The 24,374-nt window shown below is 67.9% G+C and carries 18 protein-coding genes, 3 pseudogenes and 1 riboswitch; of the genes and pseudogenes, 9 read left to right on the plus strand and 12 right to left on the minus strand.

Going from position 1 to position 24,374, the window contains the following annotated elements; all coding sequences use genetic code 11:
• The first annotated feature begins 556 nt into the window (after positions 1 to 556).
• Positions 557 to 637, plus strand: a riboswitch (ZMP/ZTP riboswitch).
• A gap of 26 nt (positions 638 to 663) precedes the next feature.
• Positions 664 to 2,253, plus strand: coding sequence for a bifunctional phosphoribosylaminoimidazolecarboxamide formyltransferase/IMP cyclohydrolase (gene purH / locus J2728_RS15480; RefSeq protein WP_310000543.1), 1,590 nt, complete (start codon positions 664 to 666; stop codon positions 2,251 to 2,253).
• 16 nt (positions 2,254 to 2,269) lie between these two features.
• Positions 2,270 to 3,022, plus strand: a complete 753-nt coding sequence (locus tag J2728_RS15485) for a dienelactone hydrolase family protein (RefSeq protein ID WP_310000545.1) — start codon at positions 2,270 to 2,272, stop codon at positions 3,020 to 3,022.
• Here J2728_RS15485 and J2728_RS15490 read toward each other — a convergent pair.
• From J2728_RS15490 to J2728_RS15500, 3 genes are all read right to left on the minus strand, one after another.
• A complete protein-coding gene (locus J2728_RS15490) occupies positions 3,019 to 4,215 on the minus strand; it encodes a DUF418 domain-containing protein (RefSeq protein WP_310000546.1) in 1,197 nt (398 codons plus the stop codon). The genes J2728_RS15485 and J2728_RS15490 overlap by 4 nt on opposite strands.
• A gap of 64 nt (positions 4,216 to 4,279) precedes the next feature.
• Complete coding sequence (locus J2728_RS15495) at positions 4,280 to 9,100, minus strand: NAD-glutamate dehydrogenase (RefSeq protein WP_310000547.1); 4,821 nt, start codon at positions 9,098 to 9,100, stop codon at positions 4,280 to 4,282.
• 361 nt (positions 9,101 to 9,461) lie between these two features.
• A complete protein-coding gene (locus J2728_RS15500; RefSeq protein WP_310000548.1) occupies positions 9,462 to 10,562 on the minus strand; it encodes an AI-2E family transporter in 1,101 nt (366 codons plus the stop codon).
• 97 nt (positions 10,563 to 10,659) lie between these two features.
• On the opposite strand from J2728_RS15500, the gene J2728_RS15505 reads away from it, so the two are divergent.
• The 3 genes from J2728_RS15505 to J2728_RS15515 all read left to right on the plus strand — a co-directional run bounded on the left by J2728_RS15505 (position 10,660) and on the right by J2728_RS15515 (position 14,583).
• Positions 10,660 to 12,141, plus strand: coding sequence for a helicase HerA-like C-terminal domain-containing protein (locus tag J2728_RS15505; RefSeq protein ID WP_310000549.1), 1,482 nt, complete (start codon positions 10,660 to 10,662; stop codon positions 12,139 to 12,141).
• A 157-nt stretch (positions 12,142 to 12,298) separates the two neighbouring features.
• On the plus strand, positions 12,299 to 13,612 hold the full coding sequence (locus J2728_RS15510) for a UDP-glucose dehydrogenase family protein (RefSeq protein ID WP_310000550.1): 1,314 nt from the start codon (positions 12,299 to 12,301) through the stop codon (positions 13,610 to 13,612).
• Positions 13,609 to 14,583: an SDR family NAD(P)-dependent oxidoreductase gene (locus tag J2728_RS15515; protein ID WP_310000551.1), complete on the plus strand. Its 975-nt coding sequence runs from the start codon at positions 13,609 to 13,611 to the stop codon at positions 14,581 to 14,583. Before J2728_RS15510 ends, J2728_RS15515 begins: the two co-directional genes overlap by 4 nt.
• Here the strand turns inward: J2728_RS15515 and J2728_RS15520 are convergent.
• The 3 genes from J2728_RS15520 to J2728_RS15530 form a co-directional block, all read right to left on the minus strand.
• Positions 14,571 to 15,464, minus strand: coding sequence for a DMT family transporter (locus tag J2728_RS15520; protein ID WP_310000552.1), 894 nt, complete (start codon positions 15,462 to 15,464; stop codon positions 14,571 to 14,573). The two genes, J2728_RS15515 and J2728_RS15520, sit on opposite strands and share 13 nt — an antisense overlap.
• Entirely contained in the window at positions 15,461 to 16,351 is an 891-nt protein-coding gene (locus tag J2728_RS15525) for an SDR family NAD(P)-dependent oxidoreductase (protein ID WP_310000553.1), read from the minus strand. Before J2728_RS15525 ends, J2728_RS15520 begins: the two co-directional genes overlap by 4 nt.
• Positions 16,352 to 16,723: 372 nt before the next feature.
• Positions 16,724 to 17,722: an NADPH:quinone oxidoreductase family protein gene (locus tag J2728_RS15530; protein ID WP_310000554.1), complete on the minus strand. Its 999-nt coding sequence runs from the start codon at positions 17,720 to 17,722 to the stop codon at positions 16,724 to 16,726.
• A gap of 70 nt (positions 17,723 to 17,792) precedes the next feature.
• On the opposite strand from J2728_RS15530, the gene J2728_RS15535 reads away from it, so the two are divergent.
• The gene (locus J2728_RS15535; RefSeq protein ID WP_310000555.1) at positions 17,793 to 18,671 is read left to right on the plus strand and encodes an isoaspartyl peptidase/L-asparaginase family protein; all 879 of its coding nucleotides are present in this window, start codon (positions 17,793 to 17,795) and stop codon (positions 18,669 to 18,671) included.
• Positions 18,672 to 18,683: 12 nt separating this feature from the next.
• Here the strand turns inward: J2728_RS15535 and J2728_RS15540 are convergent, their stop codons facing one another.
• The 4 genes and pseudogenes from J2728_RS15540 to J2728_RS15555 all read right to left on the minus strand — a co-directional run.
• Complete coding sequence (locus J2728_RS15540) at positions 18,684 to 19,676, minus strand: GlxA family transcriptional regulator (protein ID WP_310000557.1); 993 nt, start codon at positions 19,674 to 19,676, stop codon at positions 18,684 to 18,686.
• A gap of 70 nt (positions 19,677 to 19,746) precedes the next feature.
• A complete protein-coding gene (locus J2728_RS15545; RefSeq protein ID WP_310000677.1) occupies positions 19,747 to 20,019 on the minus strand; it encodes a DUF4242 domain-containing protein in 273 nt (90 codons plus the stop codon).
• A 237-nt stretch (positions 20,020 to 20,256) separates the two neighbouring features.
• A pseudogene (locus tag J2728_RS15550) lies at positions 20,257 to 20,376 on the minus strand (hypothetical protein); the annotation flags it as partial.
• A pseudogene (locus J2728_RS15555) lies at positions 20,377 to 20,525 on the minus strand (hypothetical protein); the annotation flags it as partial.
• Positions 20,526 to 20,842: 317 nt separating this feature from the next.
• Between J2728_RS15555 and J2728_RS15560 the strand changes: the two are divergent.
• From J2728_RS15560 to J2728_RS15570, 3 genes and pseudogenes are all read left to right on the plus strand, one after another.
• A complete protein-coding gene (locus J2728_RS15560; protein WP_310000559.1) occupies positions 20,843 to 21,142 on the plus strand; it encodes a hypothetical protein in 300 nt (99 codons plus the stop codon).
• A 126-nt stretch (positions 21,143 to 21,268) separates the two neighbouring features.
• Positions 21,269 to 21,361, plus strand: a pseudogene (locus tag J2728_RS15565) (hypothetical protein); the annotation flags it as partial.
• A 53-nt stretch (positions 21,362 to 21,414) separates the two neighbouring features.
• Positions 21,415 to 21,507, plus strand: a complete 93-nt coding sequence (locus J2728_RS15570; RefSeq protein WP_310000679.1) for a hypothetical protein — start codon at positions 21,415 to 21,417, stop codon at positions 21,505 to 21,507.
• Between the two features lie 227 nt (positions 21,508 to 21,734).
• Here the strand turns inward: J2728_RS15570 and J2728_RS15575 are convergent, their stop codons facing one another.
• On the minus strand, positions 21,735 to 22,565 hold the full coding sequence (locus J2728_RS15575; protein WP_310000561.1) for a DUF3800 domain-containing protein: 831 nt from the start codon (positions 22,563 to 22,565) through the stop codon (positions 21,735 to 21,737).
• Between the two features lie 58 nt (positions 22,566 to 22,623).
• Positions 22,624 to 24,372, minus strand: a complete 1,749-nt coding sequence (locus J2728_RS15580; RefSeq protein WP_310000562.1) for a heparinase II/III family protein — start codon at positions 24,370 to 24,372, stop codon at positions 22,624 to 22,626.
• Between the last annotated feature and the right edge of the window lie 2 nt (positions 24,373 to 24,374).

Genomic DNA, 24,374 nt, shown 5'->3' on the forward strand with positions numbered 1-24,374 from the left:
ATCATCCGCGTATCCGAAATTGAAACGAACGATTTCAACGACTTCTCGCTTTTAGAGCCGTTTCTGTCATCCGCGTTGAATCACGCTCCATACTTGTCCTTACCCGATAGCGCGGAAGGGACGTCCGGCCGGCGATCGTGACGGCTGTCGGGGGTGGTCGAGCGGGACGCGCTCGCCGGTCTTCTTTCGGGAAGGCGTCTTCGCGTCGGATCCAGCGGCAGGCTCCCTGAAACATCGGGACGAAGCCCTGGCGACGAAGGCATAGGCGAACGCGGCAGGTTCGGGCTGAAATCGCCCGGGCGTTCCGGGACCGGGGTTCGTCGCCCCGGCCCGCCCGTCGGGGGCCTCTTTCGGAAGCGGGTTAAAACCCCGCGCGTCGAGGGCTCACCGGATAACGGCCGCGCGGAGCGTCTGGCTTCGTCGAAACGGTACACACTATCCAAACCTCCGGGCGGCGCCCGGCGCTCCGCGTCCCTCCCAATCCTTCAGCGAGCGATCGCGTGAAGCGGCGAAGCCGTGCGCGCATTGACTCCCCCGCCCGCCCCCGTATTTTCCGCGGCGTTCGAGTGACTGGCGTTGAAGGTGGGAAACCACCGGGGAGCTCGATACGCATAAGCCGCGCGCCTGGGCTCCCATTTCCGATCACGAAACCTGGAGTCCGCCGTGCCCGCCGCCCCCGACTATCCGTCCGCCCCCGATTTCGTCGCCCCCAAGCGCGCCCTGCTGTCGGTCTCCGACAAGACCGGCCTGGTCGAGGCCGCGAAGACCCTGCATGAAGCCGGCGTCGAGCTGGTCTCGACCGGCGGCACCAAGGCCGCGATCGCCGCGGCCGGGATCCCGGTCAAGGACGTCTCGGACCTGACGGGCTTCCCCGAGATGATGGACGGCCGGGTCAAGACCCTGCACCCGGTGGTGCACGGCGGCCTGCTGGGCGTGCGCGACGCGGCCGATCACGCCAAAGCCATGGCCGACCACGGCATTGGCGGCATCGATATCCTCTATGTGAACCTCTATCCGTTCGAGGCCACCGTCGCGAAGGGCGGGTCCTACGCCGAGTGCGTCGAGAACATCGACATCGGCGGGCCGGCCATGATCCGCTCGGCGGCCAAGAACCATGGCTATGTCGCCGTCTGCACCGATCCGGCGGATCTGGCCGACGTGCTGGAGGCCCTGAAGGCTGGCGGGACGACCCTGGCTCTGCGCCAGACCCTGGCGGCCCGCGCCTACGCCCGCACGGCGGCCTATGACGCGGCGATCTCGGCCTGGTTCGCGGAGGCCCTGGGTCAGGACTTCCCGGCCCGCAAGTCGATCGCCGGCGAGTTGCGCCAAACCATGCGCTACGGCGAGAACCCGCACCAGAAGGCGGCCTTCTACACCTTCCCCAACCCGCGACCGGGCGTGGCCACGGCCCGCCAGTTGCAGGGCAAGGAGCTCAGCTACAACAACATCAACGACACCGACGCGGCCTTCGAGCTGATCGCCGAGTTCGACCCGGCCCAGGGCCCGGCGGTGGCGATCATCAAGCACGCCAACCCCTGCGGCGTGGCCGTGGGCGCGACCCAGCGCGAGGCCTATGAGCGGGCCCTGGCCTGCGACCCGACCTCGGCCTTTGGCGGCATCGTGGCGGTCAACTCGCGCCTGACCCGCGAGGCGGCCGAAGCGATGGTCGAGATCTTCACCGAGGTGGTGATCGCGCCCGAGGCCGACGAAGACGCCGTGGCCGTCTTCGCCGCCAAGAAGAACCTGCGCCTCTTGGTCACCGGCGGCCTGCCCGACGCCCTGTCGACCGGCGACACCTTCAAGAGCGTGGCCGGCGGCTTCCTGGTGCAGTCGCGTGATGACGCGCGGATCAAAGCGTCGGACCTGAAGATCGTGACGAAGCGCCAGCCGACCGACGAGGAAGTGCGGGACATGCTGTTCGCCTTCACCGTCGGCAAGCACGTCAAGAGCAACGCCATCGTCTACGCCCGCGCCGGCCAGACCCTGGGCGTCGGCGCCGGCCAGATGAACCGCAAGGACTCGGCCCGGATCGCGGCCCTGCGCGCGGCCGACTTCGGCCTCGATCTCAAGGGCTGCGCCTGCGCTTCTGAAGCCTTCTTCCCGTTCGCGGATGGTCTCATCCAGGCGGCGGAGGCCGGGGCGACCGCGATCATCCAGCCGGGTGGCTCGATGCGCGACGCCGAGGTCATCGAGGCGGCCGACAAGCTGGGCCTGGCCATGGCCTTCACCGGCGTGCGGGTGTTCAGGCACTAGACCTCATGAGGTGAACATGGACGGCGCCGCCTGGGGCGAGCAGATCGCCCGCCACTCCCGGGTGTTCAAGCCGGAGGGGCCTGGCCCCTTCCCGGTGGCGCTGATCCTGCACGGCTGCGGCGGCAAGACACCGTTCCTCGAGGTCTACGCCCAGGTCGCCGTGGCGGCGGGCTGGGCGGCCGTGGTGGTCGACTCGTTCCTGCCGCGCGGGGTCTCCAGCCTGGACGCCAAGCTGACGGTCTGCACCGGCCTGCGGGTTCGCGGACCGCGGCGGGCGGGCGACGTCTTCGCCATGCTGGCCTGGCTGGAAGGGCAGGGCTGGGCCGACGCCTCGCGGCTCTTCCTGGCGGGCTGGAGCCATGGCGGTTGGACCATCATGGACGCCTATGCGCTGGGCGGCCGCGCGGCGGCGATCACCCGCGTCGACGATGCGGATCCAGCGCGGCTGCGGGCCGTCGTGAAGGGCGCTCTGCTGGTCTATCCCTATGCCGGCTATCCGGCCCTGACGACGCGGCACGGCTGGGGCGAGGCGCCGCCGCCGGTCTGGTCGGTGCTGGCTGGGAAGGACCAGGTGGTCGGCTGGCGCGCGCCGAAGCTGGCCTTGGACCGCCTGGCGCGAGACGGCCTCACCGTCGATCAGATGTTCCTGCCCGACGCCACCCACGCCTTCGACGACAACAAGGCCAATGACCCCCGGGCGCGCTATCGCCCGGACCTCTTCGAGCAGGTCCAGGCCTATTTCACGGACGCCTTGAAGGCCTGCGCCTAGGCGACGACCCGGGCGGGCTTACGGAGGGGGCTCGGACCCCGATAGAGCCGGCGCCAGACCCACTCCAGCGGACCCATGGCGAAGCGGTCCAGCCACCAGCGCGACCACAGGATCTGGGCGATCCAGATCCCGACCGTGATCGCCGCGAGACCCGGCCGGTCGACCTGGCCATGCAGCCCCAGGCCTCGACCGCCATAGAAGATCGCGGTCATGATCACCGACTGGGCCAGATAGTTCGTGAAGGCCATCTGCCCCACGGGGGCCAGAACCCTCGGGATCGCCGACCAGACCTTCGAGCGGGTGGCGAACACCATCAGGGCGACATAGGCCAGCGTCGTCGGCGGGGCGAGCATCCACTGAACGCCGACGGACACCATCCCCAGGCCCCTCGGCAGGCCCATCACCGCCTCGGCGACGAACAGGCCGCCGACCAGGGCCGAGGCCAGCAGGCCCCAGGCCACCAGGCGCCGATAGACGCGATCGGAGGCCTCGCCCGTCAGCACGCCGGCCTTGAACGCGCCCAGACCGAGCATCATCAGCGCCGAGGTCATCACGAAAATGATCGGCTCGCCCGCCAACAAGGCCAGACGGTCCTTGGCGTTCCGCACCAGCGACGGGACGAAGCCCGCGCTGTACTGCGCCTCGGCGGCCTTGGCCTTGGCCAGCATCTTGGCGGTCTCAATCCCCTCTTGCGCCGCGTCCTGGGGCATCAAGGCGGCGAAGCTCAAGCCGACCAGGGCCAGGAGGCTGAAGGCGGTCCAGATCGTCACGCCGGTCCGGATCAGCTTCCGGGCTGGCCAGGAGCGCGCGAGCAGAATCGCGAAACCCGCGAGGGCGTAGCTCAGCAGGACGTCGCCGTACCAGATCGCGAAGCCGTGCAGCAGGCCGAAGGCCACCATCCACAGGAGACGCCGGCGAAGGATCGCGCCGCGCTCCTTGTCCGAACGCTCGCCCCCGACCAGAAAGATCGACACGCCGAACAGCATGGCGAACAGGGTCACGAACTTGCGCTGAAACAGCCACTGAGTGACGACCCAGACCGACAAGGTGGCCGGGCCCGTTCCGTGCGGCCAGTGGCTGGCGGATTCGGCGACGACCGGCGGGACCGCGAAGTCCGGCGCGTTGCATAGCAGGATACCCAGCACGCCGAGACCGCGCAGGGCGTCCAGCAGCACGATCCGATCCTTGTCCATGCCTGCCCCCAAGGCCCCCACGCCGCGAGCCTGCCTCGCCGCGGCGCGGAGCGCAACCTTGGGGCTATGCGGCCGACAGCTCCCGCAACGCGGCGTTGGCGATCGTCAGCTTGGCGAAGGTCCAGCCGCCGCCGGCCTGCTCGATCTCCTCGATCGTGCGCTTGACCGTCCGGGGGAGTTCACCGCGAAGGGCGGACCAAGAGCTGATCGCGGCCTTGGCGCCCGCTTCGTCCTCGCCAGCTTGCGCGTTGGCGGCGAACTTCAACACCGCCTGCGTGATCGCGGCCTGCTCGCCGAGCATGTCCTCGATCAGGCGGCGGACCGCCAGGCGCTCGAAGCTGTCCCCGCCGACGAAGGCGCCGGCCGCCGCCCGCAGGCGGTCGAAGCCGAAGGCCGCGCCGACCTGGTGATACAGGCGCGCGACGTTCTCGACGCTCCAGCTGGAGGCGTTGGCGAGGTCGACGAGGTCGGCGGCCGTGGTCAGGGGCTGCAGCGCCGCGACCGCTTGGGCCAGGGCGTCGGGCGCGCCGTCGGCGATATAGGCCTTGGCCCGCTTGGCGACGGCTTTCTGCTCGAACGGCGACAGTATGGACGGCGTCTGGCCGCGCAGCCTCGCGACCGACGGGCCGTAGGCCTCGACCAGCGCCTTGACGCTGGACTTGTCGCGGAAGGCGCGCCGCGTCAACCAGAAGCTCAGGCTGCGCAGGGCGTAGGCCAAGGCCTTGTAGAGCGCCGTCTGACCGTCGGCCGAGGCCTTGTTGTCGAGCGCGCCGACCTGGGCCCACAAGGCGTCGATCCCCAGGATCTCCCGCGCGGCCGTAAAGCCGACGACCACGGCGCTGGCGTCCGAGCCGGCGGCCGCTTTCAGGCGGCTGGCGAAGGTCGGGCCGCACATGTTGACCATCTGGTTATCGACCACCGTGGCGATGATCTCGCGCTTCAGGCGGTGCTTCTGCATGGCGTCGGCGTACTTGCCGAGCGCCTTGGGGAAGTAGCCCTTCAGCGTGGCCTCGAACCACGGATCGTCTGGCGCCGAGGACGCGACGATCTCGTCGAACAGGTCGAGCTTGCCATAGGCCAGCAGCACCGCCAGTTCCGGACGGGTCATGCCCTTGCCCGCGGCCTTGCGCTCCAGCAACGCCGTATTGGTCGGCAGGCCTTCCACGCGACGGTCGAGGCGCCCGCGCTGCTCCAGATCGACCATGTAGCGGATCTGGGCGTCGACCTCTGACGCGGCGTCGCTCTCGAGCAGGGTCAGGGCCAGGGTCTGATCGTAATTGTGCTCCAGCACGTGGTGGGCCACGTCGCCGGTCATCGAGGCCAACAGCGTGTTGCGATCGGGACGAGTCAGCTCGCCGCCGCGCTCCAGGATGCCGGTCAGGATCTTGATGTTGACCTCGTGGTCGGAACTGTCGACGCCAGCCGAGTTGTCGATGGCGTCGGTGTTCACATGGCCGCCAGACTGGGCGAACTCGATGCGGCCGGCCTGGGTCAGGCCCAGGTTCGCGCCTTCGCCGACCACCTTGACCCGCAGGTCCGCGCCGTTGATGCGGATCGCGTCATTGGCCTTGTCGCCGGCGTCGGCGTTGCTCTCGCCTCTCGCCTTCACATAGGTGCCGATGCCGCCGAGATAGAGCAGCTCGGCCCGCGCCTTCAGGATCGCGGTCATCAGTTCGGCCGGTGACACGGCCTCGGCCTTCAGGTCCAGCATGGCGCGGACCTCGGGCGACAACGGGATGCTCTTCAGGTTTCGGGCGAACACGCCGCCGCCCTGCGAGATCTTCGACTTGTCATAGTCTTCCCACGACGAGCGCGGCAGCTTGAACATCCGATCCCGCTCGGCCCACGACGCCGCCGGGTCCGGATTGGGATCGAGGAAGATGTGGCGGTGGTCGAAGGCGGCCAGCAGCTTGGTCTGCTTGGACAGCAGCATGCCGTTGCCGAACACGTCGCCCGACATGTCGCCGACGCCGACCACCGTGAACGGTTCGGTCTGGATGTCCTTGCCCAGCTCGCGGAAGTGGCGCTTGACCGCTTCCCAGGCGCCGCGAGCGGTGATGCCCATGACCTTGTGGTCATAGCCGACCGAACCGCCCGACGCGAAGGCGTCGCCCAGCCAGAAGCCGTAGTCCTCGGCCACGCCGTTGGCGATGTCCGAGAACGTCGCCGTGCCTTTGTCGGCGGCCACGACGAGATAGGGGTCATGGCCGTCATGGACGACAACCGAGGCCGGCGGAACGACCTCGTTGTCGGCGTTGATATTGTCCGTGAGGTCCAGCAAGCCCGACAGGAAGGTCTTGTAGGCGCGGATGGCCTCGGTCTGGATCGCGTCGCGGTCGCCGCCGCGCGGCAGCTGCTTCGGATAGAAGCCGCCCTTGGAGCCGACCGGCACGATGACGGCGTTCTTGACCTGCTGGGCCTTCACCAGACCCAGCACCTCGGTGCGGAAGTCGTCGCGGCGATCGGACCAGCGCAGACCGCCGCGCGCGACGGGGCCGAAGCGCAGGTGGACGCCCTCGACGTGCGGCGCCGAGACGTAGATCTCGCGATAGGGCTTGGGCGCGGGCAGGTCTTCCAGCTCGCGCGAGGCGATCTTGAAGCTGATGTAGGGCTTGGGGCCGCCATCGGCCGCCGGCTGGTAGAAGTTGGTGCGCTGGATCGCCCCGACCAGGGCCGCCAGACGACGCAGGACGCGGTCCGCGTCCAGGCTCTCGACGGCTTGCAGCGCCTCGACGATCTTGGCCTCGACGGCTTTGGCCTGGGCGACGCGTCCCTTCAGGTCGGTGGCGATCGCCGGATCGAACTTGACGCGGAAGAGGTCGAGTATCAGCCGGGTGACGGCCGGATGGTCGCGCAGCGCGGCTTCTTGGACCTGCTGGCTCGGATCGAGGCCCGACTGCTGGCGGTAGCGCGCCAGGGCGCGGATCAGCGCCGCTTCGCGCCAGCCGATCGCCAGCTCAAGCACGATCCGGTTGAACCCGTCGTTCTCGGCTAGACCCGTCCAGATCGCGATGAAGGCTTCCTCGAAGACCTGGCGAATCTCGTCGAACACGAGGTGCTCGCCGGCCGGGTCGTCGAGAACGAACTCATGGACCCAGATCGAATGCGGACCGTCGAGTTCGTAGATGCTGAGGCGGAAGCCGTCCTCGATCAGCGCCTTAAGGCCCATGCGCTCCAGGATCGGCAAGACCTCGGCCAGCGGAGCGGCCGCGCCGCGCAGATAGAGCTTGAAGCGGAAGGTGCGGGCGTCGTCCTCGGCCCGGCGGAAGGCGCGCACGCGCGGCGGCGTCTCCGGCGATAGGGTTTCGATGACGTCGATGTCCGAAAGCGCTTCTTGGGCGTCATACTGATCACGATAGCCCGGCGGAAAGGCGCGGCCGTACTTCGCCAGCAGGGCGCGGACGCCGCCGGTCGGCGCGCCGCCGGCGCGGACGACCGCCTCGAAGCGGTCTTCCCAGGTAAGCGCCGTATCGGCGATGCGCGCTTCCACCCACCCCAGATCCGGGTCGGGATGGTCGCCCGGCGTGACCTCGATGATGAACTGGGCGCGGGCCAGAGGGGCGTCCGAGATCTCGGGATAGTACTCCAGGACCTTGCCGTCATAGGCGTCGGCCAGGATCGCGCCGGCCCGCTCGCAGACCTCGGTGTCGAAGCGCTCGCGCGGGATGTAGACCAGCACCGAGGCGAAGCGGTCGAACGGGTCCATGCGGGCGAACAGACGCACGCGCGGCCGGTCGATCAGATGTAGGACGCCCAGCGCCATGGACAGCAGCGTGTCCTCGCTAGTTTGGAACAGCTCGTCGCGCGGCCAGGTTTCGAGGATGTTGCGCAGGCGCTTTTCGTTGTGGCTGCCAGGGGCCTTGGCCGCGCGGCGCATGATCCGCGCCACGCGGTGGCGGATCAGGGGCACTTCGCTGGCGGGCGTCTCATAGGCCTCGGCGGTGAACAGCCCGACGAAACGGACCTCGCCCGAGGGCTTGCCGTCCGAGCCGTAGCGGCGCACGCCGACATAGTCCATGAACCCGCGGCGGTGAACGCGCGAGCGCAGGTTGGATTTCGCCACCACGACGGGCGTTCCCGTCTCGAGTTGCCGACGCAGTTGCGCCGACAGGATCGCGGGTTCGTGGGTTCGGCGCAGCACCGCCCGCGTGGAATCCTTCAAGACCCCGAGGCCCGCCTCGGCTTCGTAGAGGGGCTCCTCGGCGGCATAGCTCCCGTCCGGAGAGCGCGGGTACTCGTAGACGCGGGCGCCCAGGAAAACGAAGTTGTCGTCCTCGAGCCAACGCAGGAAGGCGAGTTCCTCCTGACGACCTTCTTCGCTGGTGACGCCGTGGGTGGCCGACAACTCACCGATCGCGCGGTGCATCAGCTCGCGCATCGCCTTGAAGTCGCCGACGGCGCGACGGACGTCGAACAGGGTCTCGCGGACCTGCTCCAGCAGAAACTCGACGCGGTCCTCGCCGACGGGATCGAGGTGCACCTGGATCAAGGAACGGGCGACGCCGTCGATCTCGACGACGGGGTGGAACATGGCCCGGACGCGGAAGCCGCTCTCGGTGATCTCGCCCATGACGCTGTCGACCAGGAACGGGCGGTCGAGTTGAACGATCTCGAGCAGGTCGCGGCCTGCGGCGCCTTCGATGGCGGACCGGAGGCGAACGGCGGGCTGCTCGCCCTTCACGTCCACCGCGAAATCCCAAAACTCGACGAGAGAAGCGGCGGCGGCGGTCGCGGACAGGACCGGGGCGTCTTCCACGGCCCAGTCGGCGTCGACCTGGGCCAAATAGTCGCGCTCTTCCAGGGAAAGTTCCTGGACGCTCTTCCCGCGTGTCCGGGCGTAAGCGGCGGCAAGGCTGTGGTTTGGGTCAATCTTTACGCCGCTCATGCCGCTTCCTCAAAAATTTTTCCGACCTACCTAGCGAAGAAAGGTAAAAACTCAACGCATATGCGGAGAATAAGCCACCTTTCGGCCTCGTCGATAAGCTCCGCCCGGGAGCGATGACGCGACCTTCAAAGCCTAGCGCCAGGGCGAAAGCTTGTCGTTAACGGTTGGGCGAAAAGGAAGGCTTGAAAACGGAAACGCCGCCGGCTGGGGGAAGCCGGCGGCGCGGGCCCGCTTGGGGGATGCGGGCGTCTTCCGCTTCGATGGCGGCGGCCTCGCCAGCCGCCATCCGCGGGGGTGTCCGGGTGGGGGAGGCCGGACCAACTCTAGATAGGCGCCCAGCGCGTGAGTTTAAGGGGGGCGTTCATTTCTTTCGGGGGCGCGTGGTCGGCCGCGGCTTGGCCGCGTGCAGGCGATCGCCCTCTGGATCGCCGTCCTCCGACAGTAGGATCGCGATCCAGCGCGAGCCCTCGAACTGGGCCAGGATCAGCATCACCGCGACGGTCAGTGGCGTGGAGAGGAACATGCCCGGCACGCCCCACAGCGCGCCCCAGACGGCGAGGGACAGCAGCACCACGGTTGGGTCCATATTCAGGCTGTCGCCCTGCATCCGCGGGAGGATCACATTGCCGACCACGAAGAAGATGCCCTGCAGCGCGCAGAACAGGATGATCGCCGGCCATAGGCTTTCGGGAAATTGCACCAGGGCGAACAGCGGTGGCAGGAAGCAGCCGATCGCGCCGCCCAGGATCGGGATGTAGGCGGCCAGGAAGATCAGGAAGGCCCAGAAGAAGGCGTTGTCCAGCCGCACAAGCATCATCACGACCCAGGCGGCGACGGCGATCATCAGCCCGGTGACCGTCTGGATCCACAGGTACTGCTCGACCCCGTCGCGGATGCGCTGGAACAGCTTCAGATTCTGCTCGCGCTCGGCGTGCTGCGGGAAGAGCGAGACGATCTTGCGCGCGAAGCCGCGACGCGAGGCGATGATAAAACCCAGATAGATCAGCACCAGCAACGCGCTGGAGGCGAAGTTGCCGAACGATTGCGCCGCCTGGCCGATGTAGCGTTGCGGGTTGAGCTCGTTGATCAGGCCGCCGATGGTGGGGGCGACGTGGATGCCGACGGCGTGGGCCAGCTTGGCGATGATGTCGTTCAGGCGCGGGGCGTAGTCCTTGAGCTGATCGAAGAAGTCTCGGCCGTTCTCGATGACAACCCAGAACGACACCCCGAACAGCAAGACCGAAATGACGAGCGCGGCGGGCAGGGCGGCGCGCGCCGGGAAGCCGGGGGCGCGGGCGGTCAGCACCCGGGCGAAGCTGTCGACCATCACCGCCAGGAAGACCGCCAGGGCCAGTGGCGTGAGGATGTCCTGCATCCAATAGAGCGCGGCGCCGCTGGCGATCACGGCCAGGAGCACCACGGCGTTTCGGGTGGTTGAGGGAGGCGAGGCGGGGGCGGGCATTTTTCAAAGGCTCTACTGAAACTCGGGCGACATTGCCCGCTACGATTGGCGGCGCGCAAGGCCCCGGCTAGGGTCGGGGATCAAGAGGAGATTGCTCATGCCGCTGGCTATCGGTGACAACGAGATCCTAGTCGGACTTGGGCAAGGTCCGGTCACACAACGCCTTGATCGCGCGAATCGACATGGCGTGGTGGCGGGAGCCACCGGAACAGGCAAGACGGTCACTCTGCAGGTCATGGCCCAGGCCTTCTCGGAGGCGGGCGTGCCGGTGTTCGCCGCCGACGTTAAGGGCGACTTGTCGGGGCTGGCGATGCCGGGATCACCGAACGAGAAGATGTTGGCGCGGGCCGCGGCGATGGACCTGGCCCTGGCGCCGGTCGCTCCGCCGGTGATCTTCTGGGATCTCTTCGGTCAGAAGGGGCACCCGATCCGCGCGACGATCTCGGAAATGGGACCCCTGCTACTGTCGCGCCTACTGGAGTTGAACGACGTACAGGAAGGGGTCCTGACGATCACCTTCCACGTCGCCGACCAGGAGGGCCTGCTCCTGCTGGACCTCAAGGATTTGCGGGCCGCGCTGAAGTACGTGGCCGACCATGCCGACGAGATCGGCACGCAATACGGAAATGTGTCCGCCGCGACGGTCGGCGCGATCCAACGCAAGCTTCTGACCCTTCAAGCTCAGGGCGCCGAGGCCTTCTTCGGCGAGCCGGCCCTCGATCTCTCCGACGTGATGCGCACCGACGCGGCGGGGCGGGGCTATGTCAGTCTTCTGGCCGCCGATCAGCTGATCCAGTCGCCCAGGCTCTACGCGACCTTCCTGATGTGGTTGCTGTCGGAACTGTTCGAGGTCCTCCCCGAGGTGGGCGATCCGGAGAAGCCCAGGGTCGTGTTCTTCTTCGACGAAGCCCACCTGCTGTTCAACGACGCGCCCAAGGCCTTGCTCGAGAAGATCGAGCAGGTGGTGAGGCTGATCCGCTCCAAGGGCGTGGGCGTCTATTTCGTGACCCAGAATCCGGCCGACATCCCCGACACGGTGCTTGGCCAGCTGGGAGCGCGGGTTCAGCACGCCCTGCGCGCCTATACCCCCGCCGACCAGAAGGGCCTGAAGGCGGCGGCTCAATCGTTCAGGACCAATCCAGACTTCGACACGGCCGAGGCTATCCAGGCCCTCGGCGTGGGCGAGGCGCTCGTCTCGACCCTCGACGAGAAGGGCGCCCCGCGAGTGGTCCAGAAGACGCTGATCCGCCCCCCCGCCTCGCGCCTTGGACCCATCACGCCGCAAGAGCGCGCGGCGCTGCAGGGCCAGAGCCCGGTGAGAGGGGTTTACGACGAACCCAAGGATCGCGCCTCCGCCTATGAAATTCTGCAAGGCCGAGCTGTTCAGGGACAGCGCGAGGCGGAGACGCGGACGCGTGAACAAGAGGCGGCCGGAGGGGCGGGTAATCGATCCCGCGCCTCCAACAGGCAGACCATGGCGGAGGCCTTCGCCGTCACCCTGGTCCGAACCGTCGCGTCGCAAGCCGGGCGGGAGCTGATGCGCGGCCTTCTCGGCGGTCTCACGCGTCGTAGGCGATAGACCCGCTCCGCGCGCCTTGGGCGATCGGGCGCGACCTGCGAGGATTTCATGGCGATGTCATGAGGGGGTCTTGAGGGCGTGACTTGCCTCGGCGTCACGATTGCTGGAATAGGCGAGGCGCCGCGTACGACAGCGGCGCCCAGATCAAGGTACTTCGATGCGCGTAGCGATGATTGGCACGGGTTATGTGGGCCTGGTGTCTGGGGCGTGTTTCGCCGACTTCGGTCACGTGGTGACGTGCATCGACAAGGACCCGAGCAAGATCGAGCGGCTGGAGCGGGGCGAGATCCCGATCTTCGAGCCTGGGCTGGATGACCTGGTGGCGCGCAACGTGCGCGAGGGCCGCCTTTTCTTCACCCTGGACGGCGCCCAGGCGATCAAGGAGGCCGACGCGGTGTTCATCGCGGTGGGCACGCCGACCCGCCGGGGCGATGGCCACGCCGACCTGTCCTACGTCTACGCCGCGGCCGAGGAGATCGCCGGGCTGATCGACGGCTTCACGGTGGTGGTGACCAAGTCGACCGTGCCGGTCGGCACCGGCGACGAGGTCGAGGCGATCATCAAGAAGGTCCGCCCCGACGCCCAGTTCGCGGTCGTGTCGAACCCCGAGTTCCTGCGCGAAGGCGCGGCGATCGAGGACTTCAAGCGCCCCGACCGCGTGGTCGTGGGCACCGACGACGAGCGGGCCCAGGCGGTGATGCGCGACCTCTACCGTCCGCTGAGCCTCAACGAGACGCCGATCGTCTTCACCGGCCGGCGGACCAGCGAGCTGATCAAGTACGCGGCCAACGCCTTCCTGGCGATGAAGATCACCTTCATCAACGAGATGGCCGACCTCTGCGAGAAGGTTGGCGCCGACGTCCAGTCGGTGGCCAAGGGCATTGGCCTGGACAAGCGGATCGGCGGCAAGTTCCTGAACGCCGGCCCCGGCTATGGCGGCAGCTGCTTCCCAAAGGACACCATCGCCCTGGTCAAGACCGCCCAGCAATACGGCGCGCCGACCCGGCTGATCGAGACCACGGTCGAGGTCAACGACGCCCGCAAGAAGGCCATGGCCACGAAGGTCGCCGAGGCCATCGGCTCGACGGACCTGGCCGGCAAGACGATCGGCGTCCTGGGCGTGACCTTCAAGCCCAACACCGACGACATGCGCGATGCGCCCAGCCTCGACATCCTGCCGGCCCTGCAGGCCATGGGCGCCCAGGTCCAGGCCTTCGACCCCGAAGGCGCCAAGGAGGCCGCCCACATGCTCGAGGGCGTGAACTTCAAGGCCGGCGCCTACGAGGCGGCCGAGGGCGCCGACGCCCTGGTCATCCTGACCGAGTGGGACCAGTTCCGGGCTCTGGATCTCGACCGCGTCAAGCTGCTGATGAAGGCTCCGGTCGTCGTCGACCTGCGGAACGTCTACAAGCCGGCCGAGATGGTCCGGCATGGCTTCACCTACGCCAGCATCGGACGCGGCCGAGCATGACCAAACCTCCGATCATCGTCACGGGCGCGGCGGGATTCGTGGGCTACCACGTGGCCGAGCGCCTGCTCGACCGCGGGGCGGCGGTGATCGGGGTCGATGTCTTCAACGCGTACTACGACCCCGCCCTGAAGGAGGCCCGCGCCGCGCGGCTGGATGGTCGGGACGCGTTTACGATGGTTCGCATGGACATAGCCGAGCACGAGGCCTTGGCCGCGCTGGTCAACGCCTCGGGCGCGCGACGCGTGGTCCACCTGGCCGCCCAGGCCGGCGTCCGCTACTCGATCGACAACCCGTTCGCCTATGAGCGCAGCAACCTCGCCGGCCACCTGTCGGTGCTGGAGGCCTGCCGCCACGCCGGCGTCGAGCACCTGGTCTATGCCAGCTCCTCGAGCGTCTATGGCGACCGGCCACTGAACGGCGAGGGCTTCAAGGAGAGCGATCCGGCCGAGAGCCCGGTGTCGCTCTACGCCGCCACCAAGCGCTCGTGCGAGCTGCTGAGCCAAAGCTACGCCAGGCTCTACGGCTTCCCGCAGTCGGGCCTGCGGTTCTTCACCGTCTATGGCCCCTGGGGGCGGCCGGACATGGCCTATTTCGGATTCACCGAGAAGATGCTGAAGGGCGAGCCGATCGAGGTGTTTGGCGAGGGCAGGATGGCCCGCGATTTCACCTATATCGACGACATCGTCGATGGGATCCTCGGCGTGCTGGATCGTCCGCCCGCCCAGGGCGGACACGAGGTCTACAACATCGGCGACAACGACCCGGTCGGCCTGATGGACATGATCACCACGCTCGAGGCGGCGCTGGGCATCGAGGCCAAGAAGGTCTTCCGCCCCATGCAGCCCGGCGACGTCACCGCCACCTACGCCAATATCGACAAGCTCCACGCCCTCTGCGGCTACAAGCCCAAGATCAAGTTGGCCGAGGGGCTGGCCAAGTTCGTTGAATGGCGTCGCGGCTACGCCGGCTGAGCCTTGGCGCGTTGCGCCAGTTTATGCTCGCGCCAGGAGATGAACAGAGTCGAGGCCACCACGATCGCCGCTCCAGCGAGGGTCGCGGGCTTCGGGACCTCGTGGAAGAACAGCAGGCCCGCGCCGACCGCGAACACCAGGCGGGTATAGTCGATCGGCGCCATGACGGCGGCTTCGCCGGCCTCCATGCCCTTGATGTAGGCTCCCTGCGTCAGAGTGCCGATCACGCCCATCGCCGCCAGCAGGCCAAGATCCGGCCAGCTGGGCCAGCGCCAGACGAAGAGCGCCGGGGGGATCGCGAAGACGAGGCCCAGCACGGCGGCGTAGACCAGCAGCACGAACGGGCGGTGGTCGCGGGTCATGACCTTCATGCCGGTGATGGTCAGGGCGAACAGGAGCGCTGAAATCAGCGCGCAGGCCTGCGGCCAGCCCATCCAGGCGTCCATCCCGCCCGCGCCCGGCCGCAGCATGATCAGGACCCCGCCGAAGCCGACCAAGGCCGCGCCGATCCGCCAGGGTCCGATAGGCTCGCGCAGCACGAAGGCGGCCAGCGGCACCAGCCAGAGCGTCCGGGTGAAGGACAGCGCGTTTGCGTCGGCCAGCGGCAGCTTCTGGTAGGCGTAGAAGCCCAGGATCAGTCCCAGCACCCCGGCGCTGGAGCGGAAGATCAGGATGCCCGGCCGCGTCGTGCGAAACGCGCCGCGCCAGTCGCGGGCGATCAGCGGCAAGAGGACGATCACGCCCGCCAACTGGCGGTAGAAGGTTTGCAGCGCCGCCGGATAGTCCGCGCCCAGAAACTTGATCAAGGTGGTCATCACTGTGAAGCCGACGGCCGAGGCCAGCATCCACAGCGCGCCGCGCAGGTTCGGGGTGAGACTCACCCCGCCCCGCCGGAGGCGATCAGGGCCGCCCGCATCTGCTCGGCCTGTTCGGGCGTGATGCCCATGGCCGCCAGGATCGGCGAGGGCGTGTTGACGTCCCAGGCGCTGCGGGGGCCAACGGTGATGCCGCCGTCGACCACGATGTGCGTGCCGGTGACGAACTCGGAGTCGTCGCTGGCGAGGTAGAGGGCGGCGCGGGCGATGTCCTCGGGCAGGCCCGACTTCGGGATCGGCTGGATCTTGGGGCCGATCTGAGCGACCTGCGCGGCCATCTGGTCGGCGACCTCGCGCGGCAGGCCCATCGAGGCGCCGAAGATCGAGGTCGCGATCAGGCCGGGGCAGATCGCATTGACCCGGATCTTCTTTGACGCCAGCTCGGCCGCCGCGCAACGGCTCAGATGGATCACCGCCGCCTTGCCGGTCGAGTAGGCAAGCGGACCAAAGCCCGCCTGCAGGCCGGCGATCGAGGCGGTGTTGATGATCGAGCCGCCGCCGCGCTTGGCCATCAGCGGAACGGCGTGTTTCATGCCGATCGCCGGGCCGCGCACCAGCAGGGCGAAGGTCTTGTCCCAGCCCTCGACGGTCATGTCGCCGACGCCCGCCGGGGTGCCGCCGTGGCCGGCGTTGTTGAAGAGGATGTCGAGCCCGCCAAACGCGCTATCGGCCAAGCCCAGCGCGGCGGCCACGTCGGCCTCGGAGGTCACGTCGCAGCGGATATAGCGGACGCGGTCGGGGAAGCGCTTCTCCAGCATCGCCCCCTTTTCGTCCTGCAGGTCGGCGGCGACGACGAGCGCCCCTTCCGCCGCGAACAGTTCGACCGTTCCGAGCCCGATGCCCGAGCAGCCCCCGGTGATGACGGCGATCTTGCCGTCCAGACGTCCGACCATGGCTTTACCCTCCGCTGTCCGACCTCTCTCGTGGATCGGTGATCAATGATCATCTTCGCGAAGTCAGGCGTGCTTGGCTAGAGCGCGATACCCGAAAGGTTATCGCCGGCTAGCAACTCGGCAAGCGCGGCGCCGGCGCCAAGAGGCCCCTGTCCGTCGCCGCGCTTGCCTAGCGTCACCTTGCGCCCCCTGAGGCGGCCTCGACACGAAAAGTCCGCGTCGGGGCGTGAGCGGCCCGGTCCTCCGCCGCGTCCGCTCGGTGGGGTGAGCGTCTTCGGCGGCGACCGAACCGGGGGCACAATCGCCGAGCAACCTGTCTGCTTCGCTAAGAAGGACGATTAGCGAACCTTAACCAAGCCCGACGAAACAGGGTTAATCGATCGTGATCACCACCTTGCCCATCGCCTTGCGGCTGGAGAGGTGCGCGATGGCCTCGCCGGCCCGCGCCAGGGGGAAGCGCTCGGACACGTAGGGCCGGATCTTGCCGGCGGCGTAGAGGTCCATCAGGTCCTTCAGGTTCGCCGCGTGGCCCTTGGGATCGCGCGCCACGGCCGCGCCCCAGAACACCCCGACGATGTCGCAGGACTTCAGCAGGGTCAGGTTCAGCGGCACCTTGGGGATGCCCGACGGGAAGCCGATCACCAGGAAGCGCCCCTCCCAGCCCGACGCCCGGATCGCCGCTTCGGAATAGTCGCCGCCGACCGCGTCATAGGCCACGTCCCAGCCGTTCGAGCCGCAAGCGCCCTTGAAGAGCTCGGCCAGGGCCTTCTGGCCGTCCTTGTCGAAGGGGCCCTTCGGATAGACGACGCCGCTGTCGGCCCCGTGCTTGATGGCCAGATCGACCTTCTCCTGGCTGGAGGCCGCGGCCACCACCTTGGCGCCCATCGCCTTGGCCAGCTCCACCGCCGCCAGGCCCACGCCCCCGGCCGCGCCCAGCACCAGCAGGGTCTCGCCCGCCTTCAGATGGCCGCGATCCTTCAGCGCGTAGTACGAGGTGCCGTAGGTCAGGACGAAGGCGGCGGCCTCGTCGAAGGGCATGTTGTCGGGAATGGGGGTGCAGCGGGTCTCTTCCAGGGCCAGCTTCTCGGCGTAGCCGCCCCAGCCGGTCGAGGCCAGCACCCGGTCGCCGACCTTGAAGCGGCTGACGCCCTCGCCGACCGCGGCGATCACGCCCGAGACCTCGCCGCCGGGCGCGAAGGGGCGCGGCGGCTTGAACTGGTACTTGTCCTCGATGATCAGCACGTCGGGGTAGTTGACGCCGCAGGCCTTGACGTCGATCAGCACCTGACCGGGACCAGCGACGGGATCGGGCAGCTCCTCCAGCACCAGGGTCTCGGGTCCGCCGACCGCCTTGCTGAGCACCGCCTTCATCTCGCCTCTCCCTGCGATTGTCTTTAATCAAGCCGGACGCTAGCGCGGGACGCGCCGCCAAGGAAGCAGAATGTCAAACAAGTGTTTTAGTCTCGCCCTGCATGGCGGCGCCGGCGCGAAACCGGGCCATGACTACGCCGTCGAGATCGCCCACATGCGCGGCCTGGTCGAGGCCGCTCGCGACCGCCTGGCCGCCGGCGCGGCCGCCCTAGACGTCGCCGTCGAGACCGTCGTCGCCCTGGAGGCCAGCGGCCTCTACATCGCGGGGAGGGGCGCCTCGCCCAACGCCGACGGCGAATACGAGCTGGACGCCAGCCTGATGGACGGGGCCACGCGCCTGGCCGGTTCGGTCGCGGCGCTGCGGGGGTTCAAGAGCCCGATCCTGGCCGCCCGCGCGGTGATGGAGCAAACGCCCCACGTGATGCTGGCCGGCCAGGGCGCGATCGACTTCGCCCGCGACCAGGGCCTCGAGCCCGTCGAGGATCCCGAGACCTGGTTCACCCGGGCCGGGGCGTTCGAGGACAATCATCCGCCGGAGACCCTGCCCACCGGCACGGTCGGCTGCGTGGTCCGCGACGTCGAGGGTCGCCTGGCCGCCGCCACCTCGACGGCGGGCGTGTTCGGCAAGCGACCCGGCCGGGTCGGCGACTCGCCGGTGATCGGGGCGGGAACCTATGCCGACGGCCTCGCCGCCGTCTCCTGCACCGGCCAGGGCGAGTACTTCATCCGCGCCGCCGTCGCCGCCCAAGTCGCCCACCGCGTCCGCTTCGGCGGCGAGGCGCTGGAGACCGCCGCGAAGGCCGCCATCCAGGAGGTCGCCGCCCTCGGCGGCCACGGGGGCCTGATCGCGGTGGACAAGGACGGGACGATCGCCATGCCGTTCGCCTCCAGCGGCCTCAAGCGCGCCGCCCTGCTGCCCGACGGGACCATCGTCAGCGCGGCGTTCTAGCCCCGCCACGCGCTAGTAGCCCCGCACCGCCATCGGCGCGAAGTGGGCGCGGTATTCGGTCGGGGTCATGCCAGAGCCGCGCTTGAACAGGCGGCGGAAGAAGGCGACGTCGTCATAGCCGACGGCCGAGCTGATGGTCTGCACCGGCTCGGCGCCGCGCTCCAGCATGGCCTTGGCCGCCTCCATGCGCAGGGCCCGCAGATAGTCGGCTGGCAGCCGTCCGGTCGCCGCCTTGAACCGGCGGGTGAAGGTCCGCGCGCCCAGTCCCGCCCGGTCGGCCAGGGTCGCCACCGAGACGTCGTGGCGGAAGTTGGCGTGCAGGAAGCTCTCGACCGCGCGGATCCGCTCGTCGGCGTGAGCCCGCGAGACGGGCAGCATGGCGTAGCCGGACTGATGCACGCGCGGCATCGGCAACAGCAGGGCCTTGGCGGTTTGCAGCGCCACCGCATGGCCGCAGAACTTCTCGACAAGGTGCAGGCTGATGTCCATCGAGGCGCAGACCCCGCCGCTGCACAGCACGCGGCTGTCCTCGGTGACGAACAGCTCGGGTCGCCAGCGCACCTTGGGATAGCGCGCGGCCAACTGCTCGGCGACCGCCCAATGGGTCGTGGCCACTCGCCCGTCCAGCAGGCCCGCCTCGGCCAGATAGGCCGCGCCCATGCAGACGCCCGCCACGTGCGCCCCCTGGTCGTGATGGCGGCGCAGCCAGGGCAGCAGCGCGCTGTTCTCGACCAGCTTCTCGTCCATCTCCAGGCCCGAGGTCGGCACGATCACGATGTCCGAGCGCTCGACCGCGTCGATCGAGTCCTGTGGGCCGAGGATCAGGCCATAGGGGCTCAGCGTCGGCGCGCCGGTGGGCGAGACGATCCGCACCCGAAAGGCGGGCTCGGTCGCCTCGCCCATCAGCTCGTTCCACAGCCGGCCCGCGCAATGGAAGATCTCCATCGGCATCACGGCCGTCGAGGCCAGGCCGTCCTCCAGCACCACCACCGTCACATCCAGCATCGCTTGGCCTCCTGGCCCTCGGGTCGGATGCGGAGCCCCGGAGAGAGGGGGCGGGGCTCCACCACGGACGTCAGCCCGCCGTCACGGGACTGATGACGCCCGCCACCTCGGTGATCCGCGTGGCGGGGAAGCCGCTCAGCGCCGCATGCTCACGGATCACCGACTCGTCCTCCGCGAGGTACACGCAGAAGGTCTTGTCCTTGGTCACGAACGACTCGACCCACTGGACGCGCGGGGCCAGCTTGGCGAGGGCGGCGTTCGACGTCGCCGCCGCGCCTTTCAGCTGCTCGGCGTCCAGTTGCTGCACGCCGGGAATGTCGCGCTCGATCACGTACTTCTTCATGAGGATCTCCATCTCCGATTGAGCGCGGGAACCTGCCGAACCACGTTCTTTGACGTAAGGGGACGATCCGGACAATAAGCGGGGGCGATCGGGTCGGTCGCGGACACGACGGCGCCGCTTCACGCGGTTTCCCGCTGAAGTTCTGGAAAGGGACGCGGAGCGCCGGACGACGTCCGGAGAAGTTTGAGTAATACCGTTTCGACGAAGCCCGACGCTCCGCGCGACCGTTATCCACCAGCGTCCCGTCAGGTGGCCCTGTTTGGGCCTTACCGGGACCTGGGCTCCCTCGTTTCCGAGAGGCCCAGAGGTCGGAGAGGACGAGCCACTACAGGCTAAGACACATCCCTTTGCCTCCAACCACGCCGACGGCGGGCGGGTCTGGCCAGCAACCAGATCCCCGGACCGTCCGAGTATCCCCCTCGAACCTGTCCCCGCTCGATCGCCCCCCGCCGCCACGATGGTCGCTGGCCACGCGCCCTTTCCTCGCGACGAGGTGGTTCAAGGATAAGGGCGGTTTCAACGCCGGGGACAGAGCGGCGTGTAAAAGTGGGAAGTAATTGAAATCGCTAAGTTCGATTCCGGATACGCGGATGATAGAGCGCCGCGAACGCTCGTGAAGATCCTCCCCCGCGATGCGGGGGAGGTGTCGCGGAGCGACGGAGGGGGCGAACTGGACATCGACCGAGCTGGCCCCCTCCGGCCCTCTGGGCCACCTCCCCCGTGACACGGGGGAGGATCTGGACGCGGGCCCAGCCGCCCCCGCCTTTGCGACTCAAGATAACGTCGTTACCTTAGCGTCACTTGAGCCGCCGCGGTGCTTGTCATGACCGTTCACGCCGTTTCCCGGATGCGCCGGGCCCTGGTCGTCCTGTACGCGGCTGGCATGGGCGCGATCCTGGTGGTGGCGGTGCTGCTGTACCGCGAGGGTCAGTGGGCCCTGTTGGCGCCGGTGATCGCCTCGTTCGCCGCCGCCTCGGCCGGCTTCGTGGCCCTGATGCGGCTGGCCGACCGTCACGCCACGCTCGGCCTGACCCCCGGCCGCCGCCGCTTGCTGCTGACCTTCGCCCTGATCAGCCTGGCCGCCTTCGTCGCCGGCCTGGTCACGGCCTGGCGACTGCTGTGACCCGTTCCCGGTCCCTCTCCCAGAGGGAGAGGGTGGCTGCGGAGCGGTCGGGAGAGGGGTAAAGCCCTGGCCGAGCCTGGCGCGGAACTCCAAACCCCGTCATCCCGCGCTTTATGCGCGGGACCCATGGTTCAGCTTCCGCGTGAGAGTCCCCTTCGTCTCCGCACGTGCGGCGGAGAAATGGGTCCCGCGCATAAAGCGCGGGATGACGGCGGTGTTTGAGGGGGAGGACCCCTAAACCTTCCGACCCCAAGGGCGGGAGCCCTCCTTACATCTCACGGCGAGACGATCGCTGGGCTGCCCGGGTTGCTCAAGGACGGCGCGCAGCGCCGCCGCGCGGCGGCCGGCCGGAGGCCGGTCCTTGACCAACCCGGTCAGTCCAGCACGCTCCAGCCTTCGAGAGATGTAAGGTTTGAACTTGAGAAATCTCTCTCAACTTAAGCAAAGGTTTGGACTTTCTGGGAAAACATGATCTCACGAATCGTGACGATTTTGGCTAGCCGCACAGGCGCCGAATCACTACATTGTCAATGGCCCTGCCGTTCGCGAAGCCCTTAGTTCCACTGGGGGTATTGATGTAGCGGCGGTGGGGCTACTTTTTCTTTCCCCGCGAACGGTCAATCGTGCTGCCATTGGGTACAAAGCACCAGTGTCGGTAGGGATGTGTCCAGCGTTCAACGTAGTTTGGGGCGCCAGTGCTCACGCCGATGTTGAAGTTCGGATATAGGCGCCAAATGCGTTCTTTAATTTTTTGATATACAATTTCTTTGGCCCGCGCTCGCTTACTGCGCCTTTTCGCGGGTGGTATGGGCTTGGTGTGAGATTCATTTAGGCGCGATTGGATTCCGCCCAGAATAATATCAAGCGCCTGTAGAATGTTGTGTTTATGAGAGACTACTTTCGCTATCTCAGAACGCGGGAAGATAACACCGCCCTGACTAAAGGGCATGTATGCGGAGAGCGAAGATATATAATTAGCAAATTTATCGAACTTCAGACCGCTTTGAGGTGGGTCATCTATATATACCGAAACTTCAACGGTATCGTAATTGTCCTCCTGCCTCCAATACCTAAGTCCGAATGCATGTTTTATGAATTGGTAATATAACATAAAGTACTGATTATCTAATTTATATTCGTCCAATTCTGGCGGAACGTTTATGTTCTGAGTGAACATAATTCGCATTTTCATTCGACCAGCTTCCACGAGATCGAAAATGAAGTCGACTAGTTCGATATATTTATCCGCGTAATTTTCAGTGATCTTTGTCCATTTAACCTCACCCTTAAACTGTAGCTCGTTCTTTTTGTCGTGAAGTTCGCGCTCCAACGCTTCTCGATCGTCGGCGCGTACGAGAACCCCACCATAAAAGTGAGAAAAGAAGCGGCCTTTCTCTACGGATTCGTCGCAGAAAATGATCAATCGCTCAGTCATAAATTCATGAGAGCGGAACTCAAGACAATAGACAAGCTCTAGAGTCTCACCCCTCCGCCCGCGTCAGCTTCCAGCGGATCTTGGCCCCCACCTCCGGGCGGACCTGGCTCTTGAGCACCACCTGGCCGGCCTTCCTGGCCAGGCCGTGGTCGAAGTGCGCCGAGGGGGCGATCTCGACGTCGACGGCGTCGTTCCTCAGCCACCAGCCGATATTGTTGGGTCCCCGGATCAGCACGCTCTTGCCGTCGCGGGCGATCGAGGCGCGGGCCTCGGGATGCAGGTGGAAGCGCACGGCGAACGGCAGGTAGCGGCGGGGGCCTCCAATGGGGTCTTTTGGCGCGCTGGGATCGGCGGCCATCGGCGTCAGGCTGTCCTCGCCGCGCAGCTCGTCGGCGACGGCGTCCAGGAACAGGCGGCGGGTGTGGGTCAGGCCGACGTGGCGCCAGCCGTCGTGGACGATGTCCAGCCACACGCCGCCGACGTCGTCGTGGCGCTCGGCCGAGACCTTGGTCGCGCCGTCGACCAGCCACGGACCCAGCGCGCGTGCGCGGAAGCCGGAGAGCGGGCGGCCTGCCGAGCCGTCGCCGACCGAGACGGTCGAGGCGGCGTCCGACAGGCGGAAGGCGTGGGCGCCGGCGGCCTCGGGGCTCCAGCCGCAGCTGGTGATCAGCCGGTCCTTGGCGCAGAGGATCTCGATGGCGGCCGGCTGGGCGCAGGCGGCGATCGACAGGAAGCCGGCGGCGGGCGGGCCGCAGTCGGCGATCAGTTCCAGCGTGCCGCCGACCATCTTCTCATAGCCGCTGTGCGGGGCGCTGTTCAGCGGGCGCGGGCCGCTGTCGTCATGGGCCAGGGCCGCGGCGATGCGCGTGGGGCCGACGGTCTCGCCGCCGTGGAAGGCCGCCAGGCCGCCGTCGCCCAGCGTGAAGAAGCGGGTCGCGGTCGACAGGCGGTCGATGGCGCGGGCGGCGGCCTCGGGCGTCGGCTTGCCGCGCTGGCGCAGGGCGTCGTCGAGGGTGAGCAGGTCGAACAGCAGCTCGACCCCGGCCTCGGGCGAGCGGGTGGCGTGGCCGCCGTCGGGCAGGACGATGCGGTCGATGTGGCGGGAGAGGGCTTTCAAGCCTTTGTCGATCAGGGCCTCGCCCGGCTTGCCGGCCAGGACGCAGCCGGCGATCGTGACGGCGACGGCGCGCTCCAGGGCGCGGGCGGGGATCTTCTTGATCTCCGAGAGGTGGCGGGCCTGTCGGGCGAGGTCGCGCCGCAGGTCGGCGGCCTCGGCGTCGCTGGCCTCGGCGGCCAGGGGGCGGGCGGCGCAGGCCTGGTGGAAGACCCGACGCTCCAGGCAGTCGGGCCCCCAGGAGAAGGCGTTCCACTTGCCGAACACCCGCCGCCAGTCGTCGAGCAGGCGCAGGGCGCGGCGCGCGCCGTCGGGGCCGGCGGCGACCAGGTCGGGCAGCCAGTCGAAGCGGTGCAGGCTGACGGCGAAGCGGCGCGTGGGGCTGGCGGTGTCGAACGGGTCGCCCGCCTCGCCCAGGCGCAAGCTGCCGCCGTCCAGGGCCAGGGTCCCGGCCAGGATGCGGCGGCCCTGGCCGGCGTTGACGGGGCGCGGGTCGCGCGGATGGGCGGCCAGGGCCTCGACCTTGCGGCCGGAGAGCATCAGGCGGTGCGGACCCGAGCCGAACCACTCGCGCTCGACGTGGGTGGAAAGCTCGGCCCTCAGGGCCCGCCAAAGGACCCGGGCCCGCTTCCTGGCGGGAGGACGATAGCCGTTGGCGGAACGCTTGACGGCTGGAGCCAAGG

It is taken from the genome of Caulobacter segnis, assembly GCF_031454995.1.
Classification (GTDB): domain Bacteria; phylum Pseudomonadota; class Alphaproteobacteria; order Caulobacterales; family Caulobacteraceae; genus Caulobacter; species Caulobacter segnis_E.

Coding starts and splice junctions, on each gene's coding strand:
- J2728_RS15485 (WP_310000545.1), top strand. CDS start 2,270: ATGGACGGCGCCGCCTGGGGCGAGCAGATCGCCCGCCACTCCCGGGTG.
- J2728_RS15490 (WP_310000546.1), bottom strand. CDS start 4,215: ATGGACAAGGATCGGATCGTGCTGCTGGACGCCCTGCGCGGTCTCGGC.
- J2728_RS15495 (WP_310000547.1), bottom strand. CDS start 9,100: ATGAGCGGCGTAAAGATTGACCCAAACCACAGCCTTGCCGCCGCTTAC.
- J2728_RS15500 (WP_310000548.1), bottom strand. CDS start 10,562: ATGCCCGCCCCCGCCTCGCCTCCCTCAACCACCCGAAACGCCGTGGTG.
- J2728_RS15505 (WP_310000549.1), top strand. CDS start 10,660: ATGCCGCTGGCTATCGGTGACAACGAGATCCTAGTCGGACTTGGGCAA.
- J2728_RS15510 (WP_310000550.1), top strand. CDS start 12,299: ATGCGCGTAGCGATGATTGGCACGGGTTATGTGGGCCTGGTGTCTGGG.
- J2728_RS15515 (WP_310000551.1), top strand. CDS start 13,609: ATGACCAAACCTCCGATCATCGTCACGGGCGCGGCGGGATTCGTGGGC.
- J2728_RS15525 (WP_310000553.1), bottom strand. CDS start 16,351: ATGGTCGGACGTCTGGACGGCAAGATCGCCGTCATCACCGGGGGCTGC.
- J2728_RS15530 (WP_310000554.1), bottom strand. CDS start 17,722: ATGAAGGCGGTGCTCAGCAAGGCGGTCGGCGGACCCGAGACCCTGGTG.
- J2728_RS15535 (WP_310000555.1), top strand. CDS start 17,793: ATGTCAAACAAGTGTTTTAGTCTCGCCCTGCATGGCGGCGCCGGCGCG.
- J2728_RS15540 (WP_310000557.1), bottom strand. CDS start 19,676: ATGCTGGATGTGACGGTGGTGGTGCTGGAGGACGGCCTGGCCTCGACG.
- J2728_RS15545 (WP_310000677.1), bottom strand. CDS start 20,019: ATGAAGAAGTACGTGATCGAGCGCGACATTCCCGGCGTGCAGCAACTG.
- J2728_RS15560 (WP_310000559.1), top strand. CDS start 20,843: ATGACCGTTCACGCCGTTTCCCGGATGCGCCGGGCCCTGGTCGTCCTG.